Source organism: Streptomyces sp. NPDC048002, from assembly GCF_040653275.1.
Classification (GTDB): Bacteria; Actinomycetota; Actinomycetes; order Streptomycetales; family Streptomycetaceae; genus Streptomyces.
Genome location: NZ_JBEZNL010000002.1, coordinates 433,779 through 455,479 on the forward strand (window position 1 = coordinate 433,779; position 21,701 = coordinate 455,479).

The window sequence follows — 21,701 nt, forward strand, 5'->3', positions numbered from 1 at the left end:
GTGGAGCCTGTTGGCTCGCACGATCAGACCTGTGACACATGTGAATGGTTGTACGACGTACGGAAGTTCTTCCGTGAAGGTTCCGGCGTCCGGTGCACCCCTCAGTCGAACCAGCGGTCCCGGGCCAGTTCCCGGGTCCGGGACGGGTCCTCCAGCAGCGCCGCCACCTCGAACCGCCGCGGCCACTGCCCCGCCGCCCAGGCCAGCCCCGCCGCGACACCCTCCAGCGTGGCCGCGTGCAGCACCCCGTCGTCGGTGTGCCGCCAGTCGATCTCCACGCCGTCCACGACGAGTTCCTCGTGCTCGACGTACGACGCGGGCGTGCGCGCCCCGAGCAGCACCCGCACCGCCTCCGGCACCTCGTGCTCGGTGCCCTCGGAGTCGACCCGGCCGGTGACGGACTCGCTCAGCCGCCGCACCTGGAACAGCTCCGCCAGTTCGGCGGCGCGCGCCGGACGCACCGGCAGCAGCGGCACGCCCTCGGTGAAGGGCAGCAGGTCGGGCGAGTCGACGACGACCGCCTCCGCGGCGTCCACCACCTCCACCCGCCCGTCGACCACCGCGCGCAGCTCCTCCGGGAGCGTCACCTGCTCGGGGTCGAGGTCGGCCAGCGCCCCGTAGAGCGCGTGCAGTTGGGCCCCGGTGACCTCCCGCTCGGGGTCGGCGAGCCGGTCCAGCAGCTCCGCGGCACCGCCGGGTTCGTCGAGCAGCGCGGCCACCGAGGTACGCACGCCCAGCGCCCGCAGCACCTGTTCGTCGTCGAAGCCGGTCGCGTCGGCCTCGTCGTACAGGCCGCGCAGCAGCGGGTCGCCGCCGGCCGCGAGCAGGCCCGCGGGGCGGCGGCCGTCGAGCACCGGGTGCCCGCGCAACCACCAGGCGGTGTAGGGCCGTACGACCTCGTGGGTGCCGTCGGGCAGCAGGATCCGCACCTGCTGGGTGAGGGCGTCGCGCAGCGGCGGGCGGGCGAGCATCGCGAGGGCCTGCGGCCACTTGTCGTCGTCGACGAGGTCCAGGTCGCGCACGGCGACCAGTTCCGTGGCGACGGGCGGGACGGGGCTGTCCGGGAAGCGGTCGAGGACGTCCTCGCTCCACACGTCCACCGCGTCCAGCAGTCCGGCGTCGTCGGGTTCGGCGAAGTCCCCTTCGCGGGGCTCCAGTTCGTCGGGGTCGAGCACCACGTCAGCAGCCCGGACGAGCGCGAAGGAGGCGAGCACCCCGCAGGCGGCGAGGGGCTGTTCGCCCCACCGCTCGGCCAGCTCGGCGTCCACGGTGGCGAGTTCGCCCTCCCGCATGACCTGGTGGAAGGGGCTGCCGGGCAGCACCAGTTCACCGGCGGGAGCCGGCTCCCCGTCCTCGTCGGGCAGCGCCAGCGCGCCGAGCCACGGCTCGTCACCGGGGTCGAGGTCGGCGTCCCGGACCAACGCGAGCACGGTGTCGGCGAGTTCCTCCGCGTCGAGCGCGTCCTGCTCCCAGTCCAGGGGGCCCTCGTCGTCCAGGGAGGCGGCGACCGCGGCCCGCACCTGCGGGGTGGTGAGCACCGCCCGGGGGGTGGCGGGCAGCGCGCCGAGCTTCTCCAGCAGGGGGTGGGCGGCGTCCGGGTGGGCGACCTTCAGGCCGAGCCGGGCGAGCAGCTCCGGGTCGATCCCGGCGTCGCCCGGGGTGGGCAGCAGGATCCGGCGGGGGCCGATGGCGGTCCGCCCGCTCCCGGCCAGCGGCACCGGCAGCCCGGAGAGCCGGTCGGGGTCGACGCCGGCGAGGCTGTCGTAGAGCCGCCACCACCAGCCGGGGTCCTTCTCCAGGCCCGCCAGCCGGTCGACGGCGTCGGTCAGCGGAACCCGCGCGACCTCCAGGGTCCGCAGCTCCACCCGCCGTTCGAGACCGGCGGGCAGCAGGGTCGGCAGCACCTCGGCGAGCACCCGGACCGTGTCGGCGCCCGCGCCCTCCACCACCTCGGCGTCCCGCGGGCGCAGCGCCTCGGGCAGGGTGTCGGTCTCGGACAGGTCGTCGGCGGGGCCGGGGTCGGGCCGGGGGGCCGCGGGCAGGGCGGGCGGCAGGAACCCGGTGCGCGGCAGCCGCGTCAGGATCGCCGCCCGCAGCGCGCCGTCCAGCTCGCCCTTGCCGAGCGGGCCGGGCACCAGGTCGATGATGCCCGCGGTCACCGGCCGCCAGGCGGCGAGGAGTTCGGCGTAGGCGTCGGCGGCGCGCTCGACGACGAAGTCGGTCAGCGGGCCGGGGGCCGCGCGCCGCCGGGTGGTGTCCAGCGGCAGGGAGGCGATGAGCAGGGCGGGCACGCCGAGCGCCTCGTCGCTGGGCGTCGGGGCGTGCACCACGGGGCTGGTACGGGGGCGGACGGGGGCGCCGTCGGCGTCGGCGGGCACCGCCCAGGTCACCGACCAGTGCGGCCGCAGCCGCTCCTCGACCGGCCGGTCGGCCAGCAGGTCGGCGGTGAGCGGCCCGTGCGCGGACGCGGTGCGCCAGCGGGTGGTGCCTTCCCGGGAGTCCTCCACCACGGTGAAGGCGCCCTCGGTGGTGCGGCGCAGGGTGCGCACGGTGTCCGTCTCGACGACGACCTCGGTGAGACCGGGCAGGGCCAGCAGCAGGGCGTCGTCGACGGCGTCCAGGAGCCGTTCGGCGAGGTCGGCGGCGGCGGTGTCGCGCAGCGGCAGGATGACGGCCGTGTCGTACGGGTCGGGTGCGGTGCCCTCGGCGGCGAACGGGAGCCGGAGCAGCGGGACGTGCCCGTCGCGGCGGCGGACCTCGTCCCCGAGGCCGGGGCTGTGCCGGGCGGTGTCGGCGGCGAGTTCCCGGGCCTCGGCCAGGGACCAGCGGACGCCGCCGTGCCGGCCCACCACGGCGGGCTCGTCGGTGACGGAGACGACGGCGGCGAAACCCACGCCGAAGCGGCCGATGGACGGGGTGTCCCGCTTCGCCGAGGCGCGGAGCGTGGCGAGCGACTCGACACCGGCCGCGTCCAGCGGGGCGCCGGTGTTGGCGGCGACCAGGACGCCGTCGCGCAGGGTGAGCCTGAGCCGTCCGGGGACACCGGCGCGGGCGGCGGCGTCGGCGGCGTTCTGGGCGAGTTCCACGACGAGCCGGTCCCGGTACCCGCCGAGGACGAGGTCCTCCTCGGCGTTGGCGTCCTCCCGGAACCGGGCCGGGCTGGTCGCCCACGCGTCCAGGACCCCACGCCGGAGCCGGGCGGTCCCGAACGGATCCGCTCCCCCGACGGCCGGCCGCACGAACTTGCTCACGTTCACTCCACTCATCGGCGTGACGACGAAGGTACCGCGCTGCCCACCCTCCGACGGACGCCCCGCGTCCACGCCGCCCCCGGCCCGCACCCACCCCGCTCCCGGCCGCCCGCGACGCCCTCGGACACCGGGGCGCGAGCAGCCCCCGCACGGACCGCGCCGACAACCGGCGGGCCCCCGGCGCCGGACCGGGGAAGCCGCACGTCCGGCCCGCGGCACGCACGACAACCGCTCTCGGGGAGCCGGCACCGGCGACTACGGCGTGCGGCCGCACGACCCCTCGGACACCCCGTGGGCGTGGATGAGGCTTCCGCGGCCGGCCGCCGACGTTCACGGAACCTCGGCGGCCGCCACGCGCCACCGGCTGCCGCACCTCACGCGGCCTGCCGTGGCGTACGGGCGGCATCTGGGCCCACGAGCGGCGGCACCCGCGCCCCGGACTCCCGCCCGCGCACCACTGGCCCCCGCGGCGCGGCGGCGGCGAACCGGCCGCCGCCGTGCGGCGGTGTGCGGCGGCACCGGTGCGCGGCGCCCCGATGCCCTGCGCCGGTGTGCGGCGGCCCGATGCCCTGCGCCGGTGTGCGGGGCGGCCCAGGGCCCTGCGGACCGCACGGGAGGCACCCGGTGCCCGGACGGCGAGCCGGGCGGCGTACGCGGCTGTCTGCGGGGCCGCAACGGCGATCCGCGTCCGCGGTCGTTGAGCGACCGTGGAGCGACCGTGGAGCGACCGGGACGCCTGCCCCCTCGGCCAGGTGGAGAAATCCAACCGCCGGGACACCCACCCACTCGACCCGGAGGAGAAAACCCAACCGCCGGGCGCCCGCCCACTCGGACCGCGGAGGAGAACCCCCGGCCCGACTGGGCTAGGAGTGGCCCAGGTCCGCCGTGGTGTCGTCCGAAACCGCCGGGACCGAGCCCGAGTCGGACGCCGGGCGCAGCGGGAAGGGGTCGACGGTGGTCTCGTCGATCACCGGCGGGGGCGGCTGCGGAGGCCTGGGCATGACGGCCGCCTCGGAGTGGCCGCCGCAGCCGTAGGTCAGGGAGACGACCCGGCCGTCGGCGGGGGCGAACTCGTTGGCGCAGACACCGAAGGCCTGGCCCAGGGAGCCGCCCAGCGGCATCAGGAAGCCGCAGCTGACGCAGGGCGCGGGGGCGGCCTGCGCCATCGGGGTCTTCGCCCCGAACCCCTCCTCCCAGCGGTCGGCGGCGACATGCAGTCCGTAGCGGGACAGGACCCGCGCGCGCCGCATGCCCAGTTCCTCGGCGACCGACGCGATCGAGCCCCGCGAGGGCGCGACGGGCAGATGGGCCGGCGTGCCGCCGGTGACCTCGGCGTCCTCGGCCTCGACCAGCTCGGCCATCTCGTGGGAGACGGCGGAGCTGGGCACCGGCTCGTCCTCCCCGCTGTAGCCGGGCTCCAGCCGCAGATCCTCGGCGTCGGTGGGGAGCAGGTCCCCGGGACCCATGTCACCGGGGCGCAGCCGCTCGCTCCACGGCACCCACTCGGGGGCGAGGAGGGCGTCCGGGCCGGGCAGCAGGACGACCTCGTCCAGGGTGACGAACTTGGCCCGGGAGGCCCGCGCCACCGTCACGGCCCACCGCCAGCCCCGGTAGCCCATCTCCTTGCACTCGAAGAAGTGCGTGACGACTCGGTCGCCCTCGGAGACCAGACCGGCGTGCTCCCCGACGACGCCGGGCGCGGCGGCCTCCTCGGCGGCGGTGCGGGCGAGGTCGACCGCCTCGGCGCACAGGCGGTCGGGGGTGCGGCTTCGCGTGGTCGCTGCGCTCACAGGTATCGCTTCTCTCCTACGCCGTCTCACTGTGGTGCGGCTGCCTGAAGGCGGCGGGGCGGCGGACGGAGCGGACCTGGGGACCGCGTCGACGTCCTCGCCCCTTCACACTCGGGCGCACCTGTCACCATCCATTCTGCGGGATGGCCGAGATACGCACGCTACCTGTTCACCGGCGCTCGGCCTACACCGACGGTCGCAAACCACTGACAAAGCCACCGCCATACGCGCGGTAACCGCACTACGCGGGCCCATCTCGGGGCACTATGACGTCGTGGCAGCCGCGCGGACGCCCCAGGGAGCCACCGGGGTCGGTGGGAACAGGGGACGCAGCAGAAGCGGCGGTTCGGGCCGGATCGGCGGCGCCGTCCGCTCCGTCGGACGTGCCCTGCACTTTCCGGTCACCGGCACCGTACGCGGCATCCGCAAGGCGACCCACGCCCACGGAGCGGGCGAGTCGGGCCTCGGCAAACTGATCGAGCTGCACGCCGTGAACGGCGCCGGCGACGTCATGATCACCGTGGCGCTCGCCTCGACCGTGTTCTTCTCGGTCCCCACCGACGAGGCCCGCGGCCGGGTCGCGATGTACCTCGCGATCACCATGCTGCCCTTCACGCTCCTCGCGCCGGTGATCGGCCCGCTGCTGGACAAGGTCCCGCACGGCCGCCGCGCGGCGATGGCGTGCGCGATGCTCGCCCGCGCCCTGCTCGCCCTGGTCCTGTCCGGCGCCGTGATCACCGGCAGCATCCAGCTGTACCCGGCGGCCCTCGGCGTCCTGGTTGCCTCCAAGGCGTACGGCGTGGTCCGCAGCGCCGTCGTGCCACGTCTGCTGCCGCCCAAGTTCTCGCTGGTCAAGGCGAACTCCCGGGTGACCCTGGGCGGACTGCTGGCCACCGGTGTGGCCGCGCCCATCGGCGCGGGCCTCCAGGCGATCGGGCCGCGCTGGCCGCTCTACGGAGCCTTCGTGATCTTCGTGGCGGGGACGATCCTGTCCTTCACGCTGCCGCCGAAGGTCGACTCCGCCAAGGGCGAGGACACCGCGCTGCTCGCGGCGGACGCCCAGCACCTGCACGGCCCGCACCTGAAGCCCGTCAAGCGCCCGGGGCTGCGCACGGTCGGCATCGCCGTCACCCACGCGCTCGGCGCCAACGCCTCGCTGCGCTGTCTCTCCGGCTTCCTGATCTTCTTCCTCGCGTTCCTGCTCCGCGAGCATCCGCTGGCCGGCCAGAGCGCCGCGGTGTCGCTGGGGATAGTGGCCGTCTCGGCCGGCGTGGGCAACGCCTGCGGCACGGCGGTCGGGGCATGGCTGAGATCGCGCGCCCCGGAGATCATCATCGTCACCGTGGTGGCCTGCGTGTGGGCCGCCGCGATCACCGCCGCCGTCCTCTTCAGCGCGGCCCTGGTCGCCTGCCTCGCGGCCGTCGCCGGGTTCTGCCAGGCCCTGGCGAAGCTGTCCCTGGACGCGCTGATCCAGCGGGACGTGCCGGAACTGGTGCGCACCTCGGCCTTCGCCCGCTCCGAGACGCTGCTCCAGATGTCCTGGGTGCTCGGCGGCGCCATCGGCATCGTGCTGCCGCTGAACGGCGTGCTCGGCATGTCGGTGGCCGCCGTCATCGTCGGCGCGGGCTGGCTGACCACCGTCCGCGGCCTGATCGGCTCGGCCCGGCACGGCGGCTCGCCGCGCACGGGAGTGGCGTAGGGCCCTCCCGCCGCGGCACGCCGTACCCCCACGTAGAGAGAGCGCCGTAAGGTCCCGATAACCTTCGCCCATGACCACGCTGCAATCCGTTGTGCGACGCCGCCGCGCCGTCGCAGCCGCCGGCGCCGTTTCCGCCGGACTGCTCGTTCTGTCTGCCTGCGACAAGCCCACCCCGATCGCGACGATCACCGTCGGATCCTCCTCGGTCAGCGAGGAGGCCACCTGCGGTGGCGAGGGCGAGACGCTGAAGACGCAGGACCTGACGGCGTGCCTGAAGGACACCGACATCAAGTCCATCACCGTCGACCCCGACGAGACCGTCCGCTTCGGTGTCGACCCGGAGATCGCGGACAAGCGCTGGACGATCCTGATGAACGGCCAGCCGCTCACCGACTCCTTCGACAAGACGTACACCACCATCCCGGGCAGCGTGTTCTTCAACGCCCAGTACGGCGCCCAGGGCAACTCCACCCTCGTCTCCATCAAGGCCGGCGACGGCGAGGAGGAGAGCACCGCGGTCACCGGGCTGTGGTCCTTCAAGCTGAAGAAGGACGACTGACCACGTCCCCCGTACGCGTCCTCGTGGCCACCGCCGTCCCCGCCGAACGGGACGCGGTGGCCGGAGCGTTCCCCGGTGACGTCCTGGCCGTGGGGGTCGGTCCCGCCGCGGCAGCCGCCGGCACCGCCGTGGCGCTGACCCGGGCCGCGCTCGCCGGCCGCCCGTACGACCTGGTCGTCTCCGCCGGCATCGGCGGCGGTTTCGCGCCGCACGCCCCCGTCGGCTCCCTCGTCGTCGCCGACGAGATCACCGCGGCCGACCTGGGCGCCGAGACGCCCGACGGCTTCGTGCCGGTCACCGACCTCGGCTTCGGCGCCGTCACCCACCGCCCGCCCCGGGAGCTGGTGCGCCGGGCGGCCGACGCCGCGCACGCCCTGACCGGCGCCGTCCTCACCGTCTCCACCGTCACCGGCACCGCCGCCCGCGCCGCCGCGCTGCGTCAGGCCCACCCCGCCGCCCTCGCCGAGGCCATGGAGGGCTTCGGCGTCGCCGAGGCGGCGGCCGCGCACGGGGTGCCCGTCCTGGAGATCCGGGCCGTCTCCAACCCGGTCGGTCCGCGCGACCGCGCCGCCTGGCGCATCCCCGAGGCCCTGGCGGCCCTGGCGGCGGGCTTCGGGAAGCTCACGCCCGCACTGGAGAGTTGGAAGTCGGTATGAGCCTTCGCATCGCGTACTCCCCCTGCCCGAACGACACCTTCGTCTTCGACGCCCTCGCCCACGGCCGCGTCCCCGGCGCGCCCGAGCTGGACGTCACCTTCGCGGACATCGACCTCACCAACGGCATGGCCGAGCGCGGCGAGTTCGACGTGCTGAAGGTGTCGTACGCGGTGCTGCCCTACGTCCTCGACGAGTACGCGCTGCTGCCGTGCGGGGGCGCCCTGGGCCGGGGCTGCGGTCCGCTGGTGCTGACCCGGGAGCCGGGACTGGATCTCGCCGGCCGCACGGTCGCGGTGCCCAGCGAGCGGTCGACGGCGTACCTGCTGTTCCGGCTCTGGGCGGCGGACACCCTCGGCGGCACGGTCGGCGAGATCGTGGTGATGCCGTTCCACGAGATCATGCCCGCGGTGCGGGACGGCAAGGTGGACGCCGGACTCGTGATCCACGAGGCCCGGTTCACGTACCGGGAGTACGGGCTGCACAAGCTCGCCGACATGGGCGAGCACTGGGAGCGGACCACCGGGCTGCCGATCCCGCTGGGCGCGATCATCGCCAAGCGCGCGCTGGGCGCCGAGCGGCTGACCGCGCTCGCCGAGTCGATCCGCGCCTCGGTGCGGGCGGCCTGGGACGACCCCGAGGCCTCCCGGCCCTACGTCATGGAGCACGCCCAGGAGATGGACCCGGCCGTCGCCGACCAGCACATCGGGCTGTACGTCAACGAGTTCACCGCCGGCCTCGGCGAGGACGGCTACGCCGCGGTGCGCGGACTGCTGACCCGTGCCGCGGCCGAGGGACTGCTGCCGCCCCTCGGCCCGGACGCACTGGAATTCCCCTGACCTCCTGAGGAGGTCCCGTGACGGTCAGACGTCGAGCTGGTCGGCGACCGCTCGGAGCAGACCGGCGATCTGCTTCCCGGAGGTCTTCTCGGGGTAACGCCCCTTCTCCAGCATCGGCGTGATGTTCTCCAGCAGGGTCGTCAGATCCTGCACGATCGAGGCGAGCTCGTCCGGCTTCTTGCGCTGCGCCGCCGCGACCGAGGGGGTCGGGTCGAGGATGGAGACGGAGAGGGCCTGGTCGCCGCGCTGTCCGGCGACCACGCCGAACTCCACGCGCTGACCGGGCTTGAGCGTCTCCACTCCGGCGGGGAGAACCGAGGAATGCACGAAGACGTCACCGCCGTCGTCGCGGGAGAGAAAGCCGAAGCCCTTCTCACTGTTGAACCACTTGACTTTGCCGGTAGGCACGTCTGTCCTCGTCCTCGTACTCGTCGGAAAACTGCTTCTGCTAAGGGGTCTTGATAGCACTGGGGCGGGTCGACCTTGACCCGCCGGTTCCCAGGCTAATGGTCTTCGGGCCGGTGACAAGACGTCCCCAGGTTGTTCCTTCGGGCAGGGAACTACCCTGGTCGAGTGCGTGACAAAACCCAAACGAATTCCGCCGCGGCCGGTGACCGACTGATCCGAGTCGGAGCGGTCGTGTTCTTCGCCGGTGCCCTGGCCACTCTGGTCACCGTGGCCCCGCTGCTGCTCGGAACGACTCCCTTTCCGACGTTCATGTTCCTGCTGAGCATGCTGATGGGGGTCGGATTCCTGATCGCCGGCGCGGGGGTGTTCCAGTCGATCGCGGCGGGGCGCCGTCAGGCGCGCGCGGGGCGGTAGTCCGCCAGCCACGCGGGGAAGTGCGTGAGGTCGGGCAGGACGACGTCGGCACCCGCCGCGCGCAGGGCCTCGGCGTCGTAGGGGCCGGTCGCGACGGCCACCGACAGCGCCCCGGCGGCGCGCGCGCCGCGGATGTCGCCGAGGTGGTCGCCGACGTAGACGCCCGCGCCGTACTCGCGCAGCGCCTCCGCCTTGCGTTCGGCCCACAGGTCGCCGACGACCGCGTCGGGCTCGATCCCGAGGTGTTCGAGGTGCAGCTTCGCGTTGGGCTCGTACTTGGCGGTGACGACGACCGCCCGCCCGCCGGCCCGGCGTACGGCCGCGATGGCCTCGGCGGCGCCGGGCAGCGCCGGGGTGGCGGCTATCGCGTGCTCCGGGTACATCGCCCGGTACAGCTCGGCGGTCCCCGCGATCCGCTCCGCCGGGAACCAGTGGGCCAGCTCCTCCTCCAGCGGCGGACCGAGCCGGGTGACCGCGAGATCGGCGTCGACGAAGGTGCCGGTCCGCTCGGCGAGCGCGGTGTAGCAGGCGTGGATGCCGGGCCGGGAGTCGATGAGGGTCATGTCGAGGTCGAAGCCGACGGTCGGGGCGGGCTCGGGGTGCGCGGTGAAGGCCATATGGGCCATTGTGCCCACCCGCTCCCGCGCCCCTACTTCTGCCTCTGCGACCGCCACACCAGATACAGCGCCGACGCGACCGCGGCGCCCCGCACCACCCAGGGCCAGGTCCCGGCGACGGCGTCGTTCAGCTGCCCCTCGGCAATGGGGTCGCCCCAGCGGCCCTCGGCGCGGCCCCACAGCCAGACGGCGCCCGCGGTGGCGGCCAGCCCCGGCACGATCACCACGGCGCCCTTGCGCTCGCCGTCGGTCAGCCGCCGCGAGCCGTAGGCGAGGAGCCAGCCGAGGATCAGCACGACGAGGTTGCCGAGGACCGCGCCGGCCACGAGCAGCGCGGCGGCCAGGAGCAGCAGCGGGTTCTGCCGGCCCTTGCCCTTGAACGCCCCGCCGGGCAGCAACCGCAGCCGCCGGCGCCCGGCGGTCTCCTCCTCGGCCGGCTCGGCCGCCTTCTCCACGACCGCGGCGGCCGGGGCCCGGTCGCCCGCGCCCTTGCCGCCCGGCTTGGTGTCGCCCGAGTCCTTGGGGGGCGGCGGCTTGAGCAGTTCGGGGATCTCGACGCCGCCGACGAACCCCGGGACCTCGTCGCCGACCCCGAACGGGCTGGAGTCCACCCGCCACCAGTCGGGCTGGGCTGCGCTGTCACCGAGTTCGTGGGTACCGGCGAGATGCGGCGGGGACGGGACGTCGGGGTCCGCGGCGGCCTCGGCGGTGCGGGGCCGCGGCACGATCCGCCGCAGCCTCCGGGGCTCCCCGTCGGGCTGTGCGGGCACGACGGCGGCCGGTGCCTGGGGGGCGGGACCGCCCCGGCCGCCGGCCGCGGTGACCACGTCGTCGGGGGTGCCGAGCCGTTCGATGATCCGGCGGACGGCCGCGGGAGAGTCGACGGGCACCTTGGACCGGCGCCGGTCGATCTCGTTGCGCAGCTCCGACACGAGCCGCATCCGGGTGGCCGACGGCAACTGCCGCTGCTGAGCGACGTCTCCGACGCGGCTCAGATACTCGTAGACGACCTGGTCGCTCTCAATCCCCACGAAGTCCCTCCGGGGGTCGCCGTGTTGAAACCCCGCGCGACGAAGGTACCGTGTCGCACCGCCCGGAAGACCGAGGGCGTCCGGGCGACGCGGGCGAACCCGATCGTCATACCCACCCGCTAACGTGGGTCGGATGAGCGACCCGGCACCCTCGCCCCGTTCCCTCGCGGAAGCGCTCCGCGCGCGGGACGACGCCTCCCTGGCCGTGCTCCTGCGCAGCCGGCCCGATCTCATCACCCCCGTCCCGACGGACCTGACCCAGCTCGCGACGCGGGCCGGGACGCGCGCCTCCGTGGTGCGGGCGCTGGAGCGGCTGGACCGTTTCGCGCTCCAGACCGCCGAGGCGCTGGCGGTGGCCGCGGACCCGGCGCCGTACGGGGAACTGCTGCGGCTGACGGCCGGCGACGAGGGCGACGGCGCGGTCGAGGGAGCCCTCCCCCGGGCCGTGGCCCTGCTGCGCGAGCAGGCACTGGTGTGGGGCGACGACGACCGGCTCCGGCTGGTGCGCACCGCCCGTGAGCTGCTCTCCCCCAGCCCCCAGCACCCGTCCCCGACCGGTCTCGGGCCCACCGTGCGGGAGGCGACCTCGGGCATGTCGCCGGGCCGCGTCCAGGAGATCGTCGCCGCCGCCGGACTGCCGTCCACGCACGACGCCGTCTCCGCCGTGACCGCGCTGACCGGGCTGTTCACCGACCGGCGCCGGATGTCCGCGCTGCTCGCCGACGCCCCGGCCGACTCCCTGGACGTGCTGTCCCGCCTGGTCTGGGGCCCGCCCTACGGACAGGTCACCGCCGACCCGGCGGCGCACCTGCGCTGGCTGCTGGACCGCGGGCTGCTGCTGCCGACGACACCGGGCACCGTCGTCCTGCCCCGCGAGGTCGCCCTGCATCTGCGCGGCGGCCGCGCGCACCGCGCGACCGAGCCGCTGCCGCCCGCCGTGGAGGCCGCCGCCACCCACGCCCCGCAGGTGGTGGACGCGACCGCGGCCGGACAGGCGTACAGCGCCCTCGCGACCGTGGAGGAACTCCTCAAGGACTGGGACGAGGGCGGGCCGGCGGTGCTGCGGGCCGGCGGGCTCAGCGTCCGTGACCTCAAGCGGACCGCCGTCGCCCTCGACGTCGCCGAACCGGTCGCCGCGTTCTGGGTCGAACTGGCCCTCGCCGCCGGGCTGCTCGCCTCCGACGGCGAGGCCGACGAACGGTACGCGGCCACTCCCGCCTACGACGAGTGGCTGGAGCAGCCCCCGCAGCTGCGGTGGGCGCAACTGGCCCGGACCTGGCTGACGGCGACCAGGACGCCCGGGCTGGTCGGCGGCCGGGACGCCAAGGACCGTACGCTCTCCGCCCTCGGCCCCGGACTCGACCGTTCCGCGGCGCCGGAGGTCCGGCACCGGGTGCTGGCGCTGCTGGCCGCGCTGCCGCCGGGCGCCGCGGCGGACGGCGCCTCGGTGCTCGCCCGGCTCGGCTGGGAGCGGCCCCTGCGCGGCCCGCAGAAGGGCGAGGACCTGCGCGGACAGCTGGCCCGGTGGACGCTGGAGGAGGCCGAGCGGCTCGGCGTGACCGGTCGGGGCGCCCTGGCGGCGCACGGCCGTGCCCTGCTCGGGCTGCCGGAGCCGCAGAGCCGGGCCCGCGCGGCGAAGGAGCCGGCCGGACCCGGCGACAAGCTGCCCGTCCACCACCATCCGGCGCCCGCCGTCGCCGCGCTCTCCCCGCCCGAGCAGGCCACCGCCGCCGCCACGGCCGCGCGGCTGCTGGCTCCGCTGCTGCCCGAGCCGCTGGACCACGTGCTGCTCCAGGCGGACCTGACCGCGGTGGCCCCGGGCCCGCTCCGGCGGCCGCTCGCCGACATGCTCGGCGTCCTCGCGGACGTGGAGTCCAAGGGCGGCGCCACCGTCTACCGCTTCACGCCCGGTTCGGTGCGCCGTGCCCTCGACTCCGGTCAGTCCGCCTCCGACCTGCACGCCTTCCTCACCGCGCACTCCCGCACGCCGGTGCCGCAGCCGCTGGCGTACCTGATCGACGACGTGGCCCGCAAGCACGGCCATCTGCGGGTGGGCGCGGCCTCCGCCTACGTCCGCTGCGACGACGACGCCGTACTGAACGAGATCCTCGCCGACAAGCGGGCCGCGGGTCTGCGGCTGCGCCGTCTCGCGCCGACCGTGCTGGCCGCCCAGGCCGACCCGGCGGCCCTGCTGGAGGGGTTGCGCGCGATGGGCTTCGCGCCGGCCGCGGAGTCCGCGGAGGGCGATGTCCTGATCACCCGTGCCCTCGCCCACCGCACCCCGCCGCGCACCGCGCCCGAGCCGGTCCCGGACGGCCCGCCGGTCCCGGACGCGACGCTGCTGTCGGCGGCGATCCGCGCGATCCGGGCGGGCGACCTGGCCTCCACCGCCCCGCGCAAGCAGGCCGCGCCCTCCGGCGGGGAACTCCCCCGCACCGGTTCCGCCGAGACCCTCGCCACCATGCAGGCGGCCGTCCTGACCGGCGAGGCGGTGTGGATCGGCTACGTCAACGCCGAGGGCGCCGCCAGCCAGCGCGTGATCGCCCCGATCCGCGTGGAGGGCGGCTTCGTCACGGCGTACGACCACACCGCGGACGAGGTCCGCACCTACCCCCTGCACCGGGTGACGGGGGTGGCGGAGCTGGCGGACGAGTAGGCCCCGGGTGTGACCCACGCCCGCCCCGCGACCGGGCGGGGTTGGGGCACACTGGAGGTTTGGACCCGTCCGGAGGGATGCGTACGTGAACGGACCGCTGATCGTCCAGTCCGACAAAACTCTGCTTCTGGAAGTCGACCACGAGCAGGCCGACGCCTGTCGTCGGGCCATCGCGCCGTTCGCCGAGCTGGAGCGGGCGCCGGAGCACATCCACACCTACCGGGTGACCCCGCTCGGGCTGTGGAACGCGCGGGCCGCCGGGCACGACGCCGAGCAGGTCGTGGACGCGCTCGTGCTGTACAGCCGGTACCCCGTGCCGCACGCGCTGCTGGTGGACGTCGCGGAGACCATGGACCGGTACGGCCGGCTGACCCTGTCCAAGCACCCCGCGCACGGGCTCGTCCTGACCACCACCGACCGGCCGGTGCTGGAGGAGGTGCTGCGCTCCAAGCGGATCGCGCCGCTGGTCGGCGCGCGGATCGACCCGGACACGGTGGTCGTCCATCCCTCCGAGCGCGGGCAGATCAAGCAGACGCTGCTGAAGCTGGGCTGGCCGGCCGAGGACCTCGCCGGGTACGTCGACGGCGAGGCGCACCCCATCGATCTGGCCGAGGACGGCTGGGCGCTCAGGCCGTACCAGCGGCAGGCCGTGGAGAACTTCTGGCACGGCGGGAGCGGAGTGGTCGTCCTGCCCTGCGGGGCCGGAAAGACGCTGGTCGGCGCGGGGGCGATGGCCGAGGCCAGGTCGACGACGCTGATCCTGGTCACCAACACCGTCTCGGCCCGGCAGTGGAAGCACGAGCTGGTGAAGCGGACCTCGCTGACCGAGGACGAGATCGGCGAGTACAGCGGGACCCGCAAGGAGATCCGGCCGGTCACGATCGCCACGTACCAGGTGCTGACGACCCGGCGGAAGGGCGTCTACCCGCATCTGGAGCTGTTCGACTCCCGGGACTGGGGGCTGATCGTCTACGACGAGGTGCATCTGCTGCCCGCGCCGGTCTTCAAGTTCACGGCGGATCTCCAGGCGCGGCGGCGGCTGGGGCTGACGGCGACGCTGGTGCGGGAGGACGGCCGGGAGTCGGACGTGTTCTCCCTGATCGGGCCCAAGCGCTTCGACGCGCCCTGGAAGGAGATCGAGGCGCAGGGCTACATCGCGCCCGCCGACTGTGTCGAGGTCCGGGTCAATCTCACCGACTCCGAGCGGCTCGCGTACGCGACCGCGGAGCAGGAGGAGAAGTACCGCTTCTGCGCGACGACCGCCACCAAGCGGAAGGTGACGGAGGCGCTGGTGCGGCGGTTCGCTGGCCAGCAGATCCTGGTGATCGGCCAGTACATCGACCAGCTCGACGAGCTGGGTGAGCATCTGGACGCGCCGGTGATCAAGGGCGAGACGCCGAACGCGCAGCGCGAGAAGCTCTTCGACGCGTTCCGGGAGGGCGAGATCAGCGTGCTGGTGGTCTCGAAGGTCGCCAACTTCTCCATCGACCTGCCGGAGGCCACGGTCGCCATCCAGGTCTCGGGCACCTTCGGCTCCCGCCAGGAGGAGGCCCAGCGGCTGGGACGGGTGCTGCGGCCGAAGGCCGACGGCCATCAGGCGCACTTCTACTCGGTGGTCGCCCGCGACACGATCGACCAGGACTTCGCGGCGCACCGCCAGCGGTTCCTCGCCGAGCAGGGGTACGCGTACCGGATCGTGGACGCGGACGAGATCCTGGCGGAGGGCTCCTGAGGGCGCTCACCGGCGGCGGACGCCCGCCTCGTCGCCGTACTCGCCGAGGATGACGACGTCGTAGGCGGCGCCGACGAAGACGCGCACGGCGCGCACGGCGTCGCCGAGGCGGTGGCGGTGGCTGCCGAGGACCGGGGTGGCTCCGGTGGCCGGATGGCGGCCGGGGGCTGGGTGGACGGTTGCTGTACTCATGTCTCCATGGTGGATTCCGGGACATAAGGAGAGCATCGGTCTGCGGGGCGAACCCGGTCCGGCAGCGGGTCGTCCCCAGGGCGGAGCGGCCGCCCTCCAGGAGGAGAGCGCCGGGCAGGAGTCCCCTAGGGGACGTCGGAACGTCGGAACGGACGGGAGGGTGCGGGGAAATGCGTTCGCCCGAGCCTCCCGCCCTCGCCTAGAATCTCCGCTCTTGCCCGCCTCCCTTCGCGGAGTGCCGCCGTCCGGACGGAAACCGGACGGCTTCCCGCAGCGCCCGAACCGCAGGCCCACCGGAGGCACCCCCTTGTCCACGCCCCTCGACGACCCGCTGTCCAGAGAGCGCTCCCACCTGGCCTCCTCCCGTGCCGCGCTGCGCGCCATGCGCGAGGACGCCGAGGCGCTCGACATCAAGGACGTCACCGCGAACTGGGTCAACGCGGCGGTGCTCGCCCGCCAGATCGACGACCGGATCAAGGCGCTGGCCGATCTGAGCGACACCCCGCTCTTCTTCGGCCGCCTCGACTACCTGCACGCGCCGGGCGTGGAGCTGACCGAGGGCTCCGAGGGCGAGCAGTTCTACATCGGGCGCCGGCATGTGCACGACGCGGTCGGCGATCCGATGGTGATCGACTGGCGGGCGCCGGTCTCGCAGCCGTTCTACCGGGCGTCCCGGAAGGACCCGATGGACGTGGCGCTGCGCCGGCGCTTCGGGTACACGGGCGGCAGCCTCACCGCCTACGAGGACGAGCACCTGTCGGACCCGGGCGAGGCGGCCCGGACCAGCAAGCTGCTCCAGCAGGAGATCGAGCGCCCGCGCGTGGGCCCGATGCGGGACATCGTCGCCACGATCCAGCCCGAGCAGGACGAGATCGTACGGTCCGGTCTGGGCGGCACGGTGTGCGTGCAGGGCGGTCCGGGCACCGGGAAGACGGCGGTGGGCCTGCACCGGGTGGCCTATCTGCTGTACGCCCACCGGGAGCGGCTCGCCCGTACCGGGACGCTGGTGATCGGGCCGAACCGGTCCTTCCTGCACTACATCGAGCAGGTGCTGCCCGCGCTGGGCGAGCTGACGGTGCAGCAGGCGACGGTGGACGACCTGGTGGCGCACGTGGAGGTGCGCGGCACGGACGAGGCGGCGGCCGCGGTCGTGAAGGGCGACGCGCGGATGGCCGAGGTGCTGCGGCGGGCGCTGTACGCGCAGGTGACGATGCCGACGGAGTCGGTCGTGGTGGTGCGCGGCTCGCGCCGGTGGCGGGTGCCGTCGTACGAACTCCAGGACATCGTGCGGGAGTTGCTGGACCGGGAGATCCGGTACGGCGCCGCGAGGGAGGCGCTGCCGCAGCGGATCGCGCACGCGGTGCTGGTGCAGATGGAGCGCTCGGGCGAGGCGCCCGACGACCGGGTCCAGGACGCGGTGGCCCGCAACACCGCGGTGAAGGCGGCGGTGAAGGCGGTCTGGCCGGCGGTGGAGCCGGCGAAGCTGGTGCTGCGGCTGCTGACGGACGAGGAGTTCCTCGCGGAGCACGCGGCGGACCTGCTGACCGAGGAGGAGCGGAAGCTGATCCTGTGGGCGCGTCCGGTGCGGTCGGTGAAGTCGGCGAAGTGGTCGGCGGCGGACGCGGTGCTGATCGACGAGGCGACGGACCTGGTCCGGCGGACGCCCTCGCTGGGGCATGTGGTGCTGGACGAGGCGCAGGACCTGTCGCCGATGCAGTACCGGGCGGTGGGCCGGCGCTGCACGACGGGCTCGGCGACGGTGCTGGGCGACCTGGCGCAGGGCACCACGCCGTGGGCGACGAAGAGCTGGGCGGAGGCGCTGGCGCACCTGGGCAAGGCGGACGGGCAGGTGGAGGAGCTGACGGCGGGTTTCCGCGTCCCGACGGACGTGATCGCCTACGCCTCGCGGCTGCTCCCGCACATCGCGCCGGGGCTGACCCCGGTGGCCTCGGTCCGGGAGAACCCGGGGTTCTTCGAGGTGCGGCCGGTGAGCGGGACGGCGGACGTGGTCGCGGCGTGCGAGGAGCTGCTGCGCAACGAGGGCTCCACGGGCCTGATCGCGGCGGACGCGCGGATCCCGGAGCTGGCGCGGGCGCTGGCCGGGGCGGGCATCGGCCACCTCTCCCCCGGTGAGGAGACGACGGAGGAGACCCGTCTCACGCTGGTCCCGGCATCGCTGGCGAAGGGTCTGGAGTACGACTACGTGGTGCTCGACGAGCCCGGCGCGGTGGTCGCCGGCGAGCCCGACGAACGAACGGGCCTGCGCCGCCTGTACGTGGCCCTGACCCGCGCGGTCTCGGGCCTGACGGTGACCCACACGGCACCGCTGCCCCCGGAACTCACGGCCTGACCCGGGGCCCCCGGTCAGGTGCGGGGCCGGGCTGGGCGGAACGACGACGGCGTCCGGCCGGTGGCGGAACGACGACGGCGTCCGGCCGGTGGCGGGACGCCGTTCGCGTGTTCGGGGTGGCTCAGGGGTGCCGCGTGTTCGGGGTGGCTCAGGGGCGCCGCGGGCCCGGGGTGGCTCAGCAGTGCCGCGGGCCCGGGGTGGCTCAGGAGTGCCGCGGGCCCGGGGTGGCTCAGGAGTGCCGCGGGCCCGGGGTGGTTCAGGGGGTGTCGAGGACTCGGCGCCATTCCGCGACGGCCGCCTGGGACAGGGGTTCGCCCCAGCCTCGGGGGCGGGCCGCGCCGCCGATGTGGAAGGCGTCTATTCCGGCGGAGCGCAGATACGGGACGTGTTCCAGGCGCAGTCCGCCGCCGACGAGGATCTGCTGCTCGTACCCCGGTTCGCCGCCGCGCGCGGCCTCGGCGAGGAGGACCGGCAGGCCCTCGTCCACACCGGCCGCCGATCCCGCGGTGAGGTAGGTGTCGAGACCGGGCAGGCCGTCCAGCGCCTTGCGCAGGGCGTCCCGGTCCGCCGCGCTGTCGACGGCCCGGTGGAACGTCCACCGGCATCCTTCGAGCACCGCGGTGAGCCGCTCCACCGCGTCCAGGTCGACCGCGCCGTCCGTGTCGAGGAACCCGAGGACGAACTCCGACGCCCCGGTGGAGCGCAGTTCCCCGGCCACCCGGACCAGCCGGTCGACGTCGCCCGCGGCGAAGCCGTCCGTGAGCCGGAGCATCACCCGCACCGGGATGTCCACCGCGGCGCGGATCGCCGCGACGGTCCCGAGGGGCGGGGTGAGCCCGTCGGCCGCCATGTCGGTGACGAGTTCGAGGCGGTCCGCGCCTCCGGCCTGGGCGGCCACCGCGTCCTCGGCGTCGAGGGCGATCACCTCCAGGACTGCACGCTTGCTCATGGGGCCCCATTCATCGGCTCTATAGGTCTAGTCCAATTGTGTCCCAAGACTACGCCTGCCACACCACGGGCCCGCCCCGGAAGGCCCCCGCCCCCGGCCCGCCCCGCGCCGGTCGCGGAGAATGGGCGCATGGCCGATCTCGACGACCTCCGCCGGCGCTGGCTGGACACCCTGCTCCGGGCACGCGGCGACGCGGACCACCCCGATCCCGAGCGGTACGGCGAGGCGCTGCTCAAGCGCTGGTCGGAGCCGCAGCGGCACTACCACACCGTCGATCATCTGGCCGCGGTCCTGGGCCACTTGGACGAGCTGGAGCGGTACGCCGACGACCCCGTGACGGTCCGGCTGGCGGCCTGGTTCCACGACGCGGTGTATCTGCCGGACCGTTCGGAGAACGAGGAGCGGTCCGCGCGGCTCGCCGAGCGCGCCCTGTCCGAGGCCGGGGTGGGCGGGGAGCGGGTCGCCGAGGTCGCCCGCCTGGTCCGCCTCACCGTCACCCACGATCCCGCCGAGGGCGACGCGGACGGCCGGGTCCTGTGCGACGCGGATCTCGCGGTCCTCGCCTCGCCGCCCGCCGCGTACGCCGCCTACACGGCCGCCGTCCGCGCCGAGTACCACTTCGTGCCGGACGACGCCTTCCGGACCGGCCGGTCCGCGATCCTGCGCCAACTCCTGGACCTGCCAAGGCTGTTCAGGACTCCGTACGGTGAGCGGAACTGGGAGGAGGCGGCCCGCCGCAACCTCGCCGGCGAACTGGAAATGCTCTCGCAGCCGTCCGCCCCGTCCGCATAGCCTGCCCGCATGCGACACATGGGCGGGGAACGGGTGCGGGAAGCGGTGGCGGGCTCGGTCGCTCTGCTGCGGACGGCGGACGCACGGGACTGGGACACGGTCAAGGCGGCCCGCTCGCGGTGGAGTTGCCGGGAGGCGGCGGTGCACGTCGCCCACTCCCTGATGATCTACGCGAGCCGGCTGGCCGCCCGCGGGGAGAACCCGCACGTGCCCTTCTCCGTCGCCCCGGAGGACGGCCCGGGCGGCGCGGGCGCCCTGCACGCCGTGGAGACCGCCGGCGCCCTGCTCACCGCCACCGTCCGCACCACCCCGCGCGGCCTCCGCGCCCACCACCCGTGCCCGTACGGCACCGCCGACCCGGAGGGTTTCGCCGCGCTCGGCGTGGGCGAGGTGCTCCTGCACACGTACGACATCGCCGAAGCCCTGGGCCTGGAGTACCGACCGCCCGCCGAACTGGCCGAGTCCGTCCTGACCAGGCTCCTGCCGCACGTCCAGCCGGGCCCCACGCCCTGGAGCACCCTGCTGTGGGCCACCGGCCGCGGCGACCTGCCCGGCCGCGCCCCGGTCACCGACTGGCACTGGGTGAACAACCTCGTCGTCCCCGCCGAACGCCTCACCCTGGAGAGCCTGACCCCGGCGACCGCCGCCGACCTCGCCGCGGGCGGCGACGGCGGCTTCGACTGGGTCGCGGGCGGCCCCTACGACGGCACCCGCGAGGCGTCCGGGATGCTGCTGAAGGCGTACGAAGCGGGCGTGCACCGCCCGGAGTTCGGGGTCTTCGTCCTGGTCCGGCGGGAGGACGACCGGGCGGTCGGCGCGCTCGGCTTCCACGGCGCCCCGGACGAGGAGGGCCGGGTCGAGATCGGCTACGACCTCGCGGAGTCCGCCCGCGGCCACGGCTACGCCACGGAGGCGCTGCGCGCGCTCGCCGGGTGGGCGCTGGCCAGGGACGACGTGCACACCCTGCTGGCGACCGTGGACCACGGAAACCGCGCCTCGCAGGCCGTGCTCACCCGCTCGGGCTTCGTACGGGCCACCGTGGAGGAGGAGCGGGCGATGGGCGAGCACCGCGAGACGGACGGCCCCCTCCAGGTGTACCTGCGCACCAGCGCCGGTTAGCGCCCCTTCGGGCGGCGCAGACCCGCTCCGGTCAGCAACCGCACCACGTCCCGGCTGCTGACCTCCACCGCTCCGGCGGCCACCGCGTCGGCGTAGCGGTGCGAGGGTAGGTCGTAGTGATCACGTTCGAAAGCCCGGCGGGGTACGCCTAGGGCGTCGGCGAAGGCGTGCAGTTCGGCGAAGGAGACGTCACTGACCAGGTGGGACCACATGCGGCCGTGGCCGGGCCAGGTCGGCGGGTCGATGTACACCGTCACGGGCGGGCCGCTCCGCCCGCCGCGCCCAGCGAACCGACGGACGCCACCTTCACGCCCGCCTTGTGGCACACCCAGTGCGGATCGGGGCCGAGTTCGGGCTCCACGTCCAGTGCGTGCGGGTCGCCCTGGCCGCAGACCGGGCACAGCGGCCAGCGGCCGTACCGCTCCAGCAGGGCGTCCTGGACGTCCTGCGCGACCAGACCCGCGACATAGGCGGCGCCTTCCGGCCACTGCTCCACCCACCAGCGGCGCTGGACCACCGAGTCCTCCACCAGGGAGACGACGTCCGCCTCGGCGACCTCGCGCGCGACCAGATCGGCGAGCACCCGGGCGCGTGCCGCGTGCAACGCCTGCTCCAGAGGGCTTAGGGGGTGGCCGGAGGGATCCATGCCC

19 protein-coding genes are annotated in these 21,701 nt (G+C 74.7%); 10 read left to right on the forward strand and 9 right to left on the reverse strand.

Annotated features, from left to right (window positions below):
- Positions 1-101: 101 nt before the first annotated feature.
- Together AB0E07_RS04915 and AB0E07_RS04920 are read right to left on the reverse strand one after the other, a co-directional pair.
- Positions 102-3,251 carry a molecular chaperone Hsp90 gene (locus AB0E07_RS04915; protein ID WP_362246475.1) on the reverse strand — a complete coding sequence of 1,050 codons (3,150 nt, stop codon included), beginning with the start codon at positions 3,249-3,251 and terminating at the stop codon, positions 102-104.
- Positions 3,252-4,114: 863 nt separating this feature from the next.
- A complete protein-coding gene (locus AB0E07_RS04920; RefSeq protein WP_362246477.1) occupies positions 4,115-5,041 on the reverse strand; it encodes a DUF3027 domain-containing protein in 927 nt (308 codons plus the stop codon).
- Between the two features lie 274 nt (positions 5,042-5,315).
- Here AB0E07_RS04920 and AB0E07_RS04925 point away from each other — a divergent pair, with 274 nt between their 5' ends.
- The 4 genes from AB0E07_RS04925 (at position 5,316) to AB0E07_RS04940 (ending at position 8,791) form a co-directional block, all read left to right on the forward strand.
- Entirely contained in the window at positions 5,316-6,740 is a 1,425-nt protein-coding gene (locus AB0E07_RS04925) for an MFS transporter (RefSeq protein WP_362246479.1), read from the forward strand.
- 70 nt (positions 6,741-6,810) lie between these two features.
- Positions 6,811-7,299, forward strand: a complete 489-nt coding sequence (locus AB0E07_RS04930) for a DUF2771 domain-containing protein (protein ID WP_362246481.1) — start codon at positions 6,811-6,813, stop codon at positions 7,297-7,299.
- Positions 7,300-7,322: 23 nt separating this feature from the next.
- Complete coding sequence (locus tag AB0E07_RS04935; RefSeq protein WP_362246483.1) at positions 7,323-7,955, forward strand: futalosine hydrolase; 633 nt, start codon at positions 7,323-7,325, stop codon at positions 7,953-7,955.
- Positions 7,952-8,791: a 1,4-dihydroxy-6-naphthoate synthase gene (locus AB0E07_RS04940; RefSeq protein WP_362246485.1), complete on the forward strand. Its 840-nt coding sequence runs from the start codon at positions 7,952-7,954 to the stop codon at positions 8,789-8,791. The genes AB0E07_RS04935 and AB0E07_RS04940 overlap by 4 nt, the downstream gene beginning before the upstream one ends.
- A gap of 24 nt (positions 8,792-8,815) precedes the next feature.
- On the opposite strand, the gene AB0E07_RS04945 is transcribed toward AB0E07_RS04940, so the two are convergent.
- Positions 8,816-9,199 carry a cold-shock protein gene (locus AB0E07_RS04945; protein ID WP_362246487.1) on the reverse strand — a complete coding sequence of 128 codons (384 nt, stop codon included), beginning with the start codon at positions 9,197-9,199 and terminating at the stop codon, positions 8,816-8,818.
- Between the two features lie 165 nt (positions 9,200-9,364).
- Here AB0E07_RS04945 and AB0E07_RS04950 point away from each other — a divergent pair, with 165 nt between their 5' ends.
- Complete coding sequence (locus AB0E07_RS04950) at positions 9,365-9,613, forward strand: hypothetical protein (RefSeq protein WP_362246490.1); 249 nt, start codon at positions 9,365-9,367, stop codon at positions 9,611-9,613.
- Here AB0E07_RS04950 and AB0E07_RS04955 read toward each other — a convergent pair.
- Together AB0E07_RS04955 and AB0E07_RS04960 are read right to left on the reverse strand one after the other, a co-directional pair.
- Positions 9,592-10,239 (reverse strand): HAD family hydrolase, encoded by a 648-nt coding sequence (locus AB0E07_RS04955; RefSeq protein ID WP_362246492.1) that lies wholly within the window; start codon positions 10,237-10,239, stop codon positions 9,592-9,594. The genes AB0E07_RS04950 and AB0E07_RS04955 overlap by 22 nt on opposite strands.
- 23 nt (positions 10,240-10,262) lie before the next feature.
- Complete coding sequence (locus AB0E07_RS04960) at positions 10,263-11,261, reverse strand: hypothetical protein (RefSeq protein WP_362246494.1); 999 nt, start codon at positions 11,259-11,261, stop codon at positions 10,263-10,265.
- 133 nt (positions 11,262-11,394) lie between these two features.
- Between AB0E07_RS04960 and AB0E07_RS04965 the strand changes: the two genes are divergently transcribed.
- Both AB0E07_RS04965 and AB0E07_RS04970 read left to right on the forward strand, forming a co-directional pair.
- Positions 11,395-13,917 (forward strand): helicase C-terminal domain-containing protein, encoded by a 2,523-nt coding sequence (locus AB0E07_RS04965; protein WP_362246496.1) that lies wholly within the window; start codon positions 11,395-11,397, stop codon positions 13,915-13,917.
- Positions 13,918-14,002: 85 nt separating this feature from the next.
- Positions 14,003-15,649, forward strand: a complete 1,647-nt coding sequence (locus AB0E07_RS04970; RefSeq protein WP_362246499.1) for a DNA repair helicase XPB — start codon at positions 14,003-14,005, stop codon at positions 15,647-15,649.
- A 6-nt stretch (positions 15,650-15,655) separates the two neighbouring features.
- On the opposite strand, the gene AB0E07_RS04975 is transcribed toward AB0E07_RS04970, so the two are convergent.
- Positions 15,656-15,841 (reverse strand): hypothetical protein, encoded by a 186-nt coding sequence (locus AB0E07_RS04975; protein ID WP_362246501.1) that lies wholly within the window; start codon positions 15,839-15,841, stop codon positions 15,656-15,658.
- Positions 15,842-16,148: 307 nt separating this feature from the next.
- Between AB0E07_RS04975 and AB0E07_RS04980 the strand changes: the two genes are divergently transcribed.
- Complete coding sequence (locus AB0E07_RS04980) at positions 16,149-18,191, forward strand: UvrD-helicase domain-containing protein (protein WP_362246503.1); 2,043 nt, start codon at positions 16,149-16,151, stop codon at positions 18,189-18,191.
- Between the two features lie 256 nt (positions 18,192-18,447).
- On the opposite strand, the gene AB0E07_RS04985 is transcribed toward AB0E07_RS04980, so the two are convergent.
- The gene (locus AB0E07_RS04985) at positions 18,448-19,140 is read right to left on the reverse strand and encodes a copper homeostasis protein CutC (RefSeq protein WP_362246505.1); all 693 of its coding nucleotides are present in this window, start codon (positions 19,138-19,140) and stop codon (positions 18,448-18,450) included.
- A 129-nt stretch (positions 19,141-19,269) separates the two neighbouring features.
- Between AB0E07_RS04985 and AB0E07_RS04990 the strand changes: the two genes are divergently transcribed.
- Together AB0E07_RS04990 and AB0E07_RS04995 are read left to right on the forward strand one after the other, a co-directional pair.
- Complete coding sequence (locus AB0E07_RS04990) at positions 19,270-19,932, forward strand: hypothetical protein (protein ID WP_362246507.1); 663 nt, start codon at positions 19,270-19,272, stop codon at positions 19,930-19,932.
- 18 nt (positions 19,933-19,950) lie between these two features.
- On the forward strand, positions 19,951-21,051 hold the full coding sequence (locus AB0E07_RS04995; RefSeq protein WP_362246832.1) for a GNAT family N-acetyltransferase: 1,101 nt from the start codon (positions 19,951-19,953) through the stop codon (positions 21,049-21,051).
- Here AB0E07_RS04995 and AB0E07_RS05000 read toward each other — a convergent pair.
- Together AB0E07_RS05000 and AB0E07_RS05005 are read right to left on the reverse strand one after the other, a co-directional pair.
- Complete coding sequence (locus AB0E07_RS05000; RefSeq protein ID WP_362246509.1) at positions 21,048-21,308, reverse strand: DUF4031 domain-containing protein; 261 nt, start codon at positions 21,306-21,308, stop codon at positions 21,048-21,050. The two genes, AB0E07_RS04995 and AB0E07_RS05000, sit on opposite strands and share 4 nt — an antisense overlap.
- Positions 21,305-21,697, reverse strand: coding sequence for a hypothetical protein (locus AB0E07_RS05005; RefSeq protein ID WP_362246511.1), 393 nt, complete (start codon positions 21,695-21,697; stop codon positions 21,305-21,307). Before AB0E07_RS05005 ends, AB0E07_RS05000 begins: the two co-directional genes overlap by 4 nt.
- Positions 21,698-21,701: the final 4 nt, after the last annotated feature.

Bases quoted from the DNA above. Each gene is read 5' to 3' on its own strand.
- AB0E07_RS05005 (WP_362246511.1), bottom strand. From the start codon at position 21,697: ATGGATCCCTCCGGCCACCCCCTAAGCCCTCTGGAGCAGGCGTTGCAC.
- AB0E07_RS04995 (WP_362246832.1), top strand. From the start codon at position 19,951: ATGGGCGGGGAACGGGTGCGGGAAGCGGTGGCGGGCTCGGTCGCTCTG.
- AB0E07_RS04990 (WP_362246507.1), top strand. From the start codon at position 19,270: ATGGCCGATCTCGACGACCTCCGCCGGCGCTGGCTGGACACCCTGCTC.
- AB0E07_RS04965 (WP_362246496.1), top strand. From the start codon at position 11,395: ATGAGCGACCCGGCACCCTCGCCCCGTTCCCTCGCGGAAGCGCTCCGC.
- AB0E07_RS04930 (WP_362246481.1), top strand. From the start codon at position 6,811: ATGACCACGCTGCAATCCGTTGTGCGACGCCGCCGCGCCGTCGCAGCC.
- AB0E07_RS04955 (WP_362246492.1), bottom strand. From the start codon at position 10,239: ATGGCCCATATGGCCTTCACCGCGCACCCCGAGCCCGCCCCGACCGTC.
- AB0E07_RS04940 (WP_362246485.1), top strand. From the start codon at position 7,952: ATGAGCCTTCGCATCGCGTACTCCCCCTGCCCGAACGACACCTTCGTC.
- AB0E07_RS04975 (WP_362246501.1), bottom strand. From the start codon at position 15,841: ATGAGTACAGCAACCGTCCACCCAGCCCCCGGCCGCCATCCGGCCACC.
- AB0E07_RS04985 (WP_362246505.1), bottom strand. From the start codon at position 19,140: ATGAGCAAGCGTGCAGTCCTGGAGGTGATCGCCCTCGACGCCGAGGAC.